The following is a 3,372-nucleotide window of genomic DNA, read 5'->3' on the forward strand; positions in this document are numbered from 1 at the left end:
TTGGCGTCGACCTCGCCGCGCTCCGACAGGATCAGGGCGTGGTGGCCCATGCGGGCGTCTGTGCCGTCCGCGCCCTTGCGGACTACGATGCGGCCCTGGAAGACGCCGCGGCCGCTGTCGCGGACCACGCCCTTGGCCAGCTGGTCGGTCAGGCCGTTCGGGCCGACGTGGTCGACCTCGGAGGTCAGGTCCGCGTGGCGGGCGCCGGCGAGCAGATAGGCGCCGTCGAGCCGCACCGCCGCGCCCTCGCCGGGATGGCGGACACGGGTCTCGAGACGCTGAAGCTTGGCGCCGGTGGTCAGGACGGTCTGCGAGATGGCTGCGGAGCCGCCAAGGGTGACCTGCGCGCGCGAGAAGCTGAGCGCATCCTCGGCGTCGTCGGCGAGCACGATCCGCTCCAGGCGCGCACCCTCGCCCAGCGAGATGCGCAAGGTGACGTTGGACACGTAGGCGCCGGCAGCGCCCTCGTACGTCTCCAGCAGGGTCAGGGCCGAGCCGGCCGCGACCTCGACGGCGACCTCGGCCTGATGGCCCGTACCGTCGGTGGCCGAGACGAAGCGCAGCCGGGCCAGATGCTCGCCCGGTCCTTCGGCGATCAGACCGGGAAAGCCGTCGCAGCGGCCATTGACGAACAGCAGCTCATCGCCGCCGAGACTGGCGAAGGGGCCGCCGGGTTCAGCGGACGCTTGAGGTGACGGCTCCGGCGCGGCGCGCAGCCAGCGGCGCACGTCGGTGTACTTCCAGTCCTCGCTGCGGCGGGACGGGAAGGTCTCGGCGTCGTTCAGATCGATGCGGGCGGCGAGGTCCATCAGGCGGCGGCCAGGTACTTGTCGTACCCCTCGGCCTCCAGATCGAGCGCCAGCTCGGGGCCGCCCGAGGCGACGATGCGGCCCGCGACCAGCACGTGCACCCGGTCGGGCCGGATGTAGTCGAGCAGACGCTGGTAGTGGGTGATCACCAGCATGGAGCGCTCGGGGCTTCGCAGCGCGTTTACCCCATCGGCCACGACCTTGAGCGCATCGATATCCAAGCCGGAGTCGGTCTCGTCGAGGATGAGCAGGGACGGCTGAAGCAGAGCCATCTGAAGCACTTCCATCCGCTTCTTCTCGCCGCCCGAGAAGCCGACGTTCAGCGGCCTCTTGAGCATGTCGAAGTCCATCTTCAGGGCCTTGGCGGCCTCGCGGGCGCGCTTCAGGAACTCCGGGGCGGTGATCTCGTCCTCGCCGCGCTGGCGGCGCTGGGCGTTGACGGCGGCGCGCACGAAGGTGAGCGCGGGCACGCCGGCGATCTCCATCGGATATTGGAAGGACAGAAACAGGCCCTTGGCCGCCCGCTCGGCGGGCTCGAGCGCCAGCAGGTCCTCGCCGTTCCAGGAGGCCGTGCCGCTGGTCACCTCATAGCCGGGCCGGCCCGCGAGCGAATAGCCGAGCGTCGACTTGCCCGCGCCGTTCGGGCCCATGACGGCGTGCACCTCGCCGGCGGGGACCTGGAGGGACAGGCCCTTCAGGATCGGCTTGTCGGCGACGGAGACGGAAAGATCGTTGATCGAGAGCATTCAGGAACCAGTGCGCGGTGTGGTGGCCGCGATGACGAGGAAAAGGACGGCGAGCACCGCCGGGAAGCCGACCACGGGCAACAGCACCCACTTGAGGTCATCGGTCGTGAAGACCGCCACCGCGGCGGCCAGTGTCAGCAGGACGTCGATGGCGAAGGCGACGAGCACCACCGCCCAGCCGGCGCGGGTCACCGGCCGGATGCGGAAGACGCTGCCGTCCATGTGGAACCAGGGCTGGGTCATCAGATCTCGCACGCCAGCGAAGTAAGCGAGATTTCGAGCCAGGCGTTCGACCCCTCGGCGTCACCGCTCAGGGTGTGGCGTACGAAGCCGTGGCGGCCCGGGGCGGAGAGCTCATAGACCGTCACCCGACTGAAGCCGCCGAAGTCGTCGGTGCACACCTGCCGCAGGTTCAGCGAGGAGCCGCCCAACGCCTCCTCGGCGGTGAAGCCGCAGCCGGTGAAGGCCGCGCCGAAGCAGTAGACGCTAGGGAATCCCGGCTCGATCTTAATCAGGTCCGGTCGGACGACGACCGACCAGGCCAGTTCGCGGCCCTCGAAGGTCGAGGCGCGGCCGCCGACCGTCACCCGAGCCAGACCGACGTGTTCGCCGGTGGGCGTCGGGTCGGGCGTCAGCCAGACGACCGGCGTCTCGGCCCCTGCCGTCCAGCCGAGTTGCTGAGATCCTTCCGCCGGCAGCAGATCGGCGACCAGCTCCGACAGCTCGATCGGGCGCAGCGAAGCGGCCTCGGGCGGCGAGACCGATTGCTGCGCGACCGCCGCTGCGGCGAAGGCGAGGACGGGGGTCATCATCCGACCGACCCCTCGAGGCTGATCGCCACCAGCTTCTGGGCCTCGACGGCGAACTCCATCGGGAGCTCCTGCAGGACCTCGCGGACGAAGCCGTTGACCAGCAGCTGAACCGCCTCCTCTTGGCTGAGGCCGCGCTGCATGGCGTAGAACAGCTGGTCTTCGGACAGGCGGGTGGTGGTGGCCTCGTGCTCGAACTGGGCCTGGCCGTTGCGGGCCTCGACGTAGGGCACCGTGTGGGCCGCGCAGTCCTTGCCGATAAGCAAGGAGTCGCACTGGGTGAAGTTGCGCGCGCCGGTCGCCTTCGGATGGGCCGAGACCAGGCCGCGATAGGTGTTGGACGAGCGGCCCGCCGACACGCCCTTGGAGATGATCCGCGAGCGGGTGTTCCGGCCCAGGTGCACCATCTTGGTGCCGGTGTCGGCCTGCTGGCGGCCGTTGGTGATGGCGATGGAATAGAACTCGCCCGACGAGCCCTCGCCCTTGAGCAGGCAGGACGGATATTTCCAGGTGACCGCCGAGCCGGTCTCGACCTGGGTCCAGGACACCTTCGAGCGGTCGCCGCGGCAGTCCGCGCGCTTGGTGACGAAGTTGTAGATGCCGCCCTTGCCCGTCACCGGATCGCCCGGGTACCAGTTCTGGACCGTCGAATATTTGATCTCGGCGTCGTCCAGCGCGACCAGCTCGACCACCGCGGCGTGCAGCTGGTTCTCGTCGCGCATCGGGGCGGTGCAGCCCTCCAGATACGAGACGTAGGCCCCCTTGTCGGCGATGATCAGGGTGCGCTCGAACTGGCCGGTGTTCTCCGCATTGATGCGGAAATAGGTCGACAGCTCCATCGGGCAGCGGACGCCCGGCGGGACATAGACGAACGATCCGTCCGAGAAGACCGCGCTGTTCAGCGCCGCGAAATAGTTGTCGCTGACCGGCACCACCGAACCGAGGTACTGCCGCACCAGCTCGGGATGCTCCCGCAGCGCCTCGCTCATCGGCAGGAAGATCACCCCC

5 protein-coding genes are annotated in these 3,372 nt (G+C 69.2%); all 5 read right to left on the reverse strand.

Annotated elements, in window-relative coordinates; genetic code table 11:
- Positions 1-809: SufD family Fe-S cluster assembly protein (locus Q0M60_RS05670; protein ID WP_296817068.1), on the reverse strand; the 809-nt coding region annotated here is incomplete at its 3' end.
- Complete coding sequence (gene sufC / locus Q0M60_RS05675; protein ID WP_296817070.1) at positions 809-1,555, reverse strand: Fe-S cluster assembly ATPase SufC; 747 nt, start codon at positions 1,553-1,555, stop codon at positions 809-811. The genes sufC and Q0M60_RS05670, both read right to left, overlap by 1 nt.
- Positions 1,556-1,798 carry a hypothetical protein gene (locus Q0M60_RS05680; protein WP_296817072.1) on the reverse strand — a complete coding sequence of 81 codons (243 nt, stop codon included), beginning with the start codon at positions 1,796-1,798 and terminating at the stop codon, positions 1,556-1,558.
- Positions 1,798-2,367: a hypothetical protein gene (locus Q0M60_RS05685; protein WP_296817075.1), complete on the reverse strand. Its 570-nt coding sequence runs from the start codon at positions 2,365-2,367 to the stop codon at positions 1,798-1,800. Before Q0M60_RS05685 ends, Q0M60_RS05680 begins: the two co-directional genes overlap by 1 nt.
- Positions 2,364-3,372 (reverse strand): Fe-S cluster assembly protein SufB (gene sufB / locus Q0M60_RS05690; RefSeq protein WP_296817078.1); only part of this gene is annotated, 1,009 nt, incomplete at its 5' end. The genes Q0M60_RS05685 and sufB, both read right to left, overlap by 4 nt.

Source organism: Brevundimonas sp. (assembly GCF_024711105.1).
Taxonomy (GTDB): domain Bacteria; phylum Pseudomonadota; class Alphaproteobacteria; order Caulobacterales; family Caulobacteraceae; genus Brevundimonas.

Coding starts and splice junctions, on each gene's coding strand:
- sufC (WP_296817070.1), bottom strand. CDS start 1,555: ATGCTCTCGATCAACGATCTTTCCGTCTCCGTCGCCGACAAGCCGATC.
- Q0M60_RS05680 (WP_296817072.1), bottom strand. CDS start 1,798: ATGACCCAGCCCTGGTTCCACATGGACGGCAGCGTCTTCCGCATCCGG.
- Q0M60_RS05685 (WP_296817075.1), bottom strand. CDS start 2,367: ATGATGACCCCCGTCCTCGCCTTCGCCGCAGCGGCGGTCGCGCAGCAA.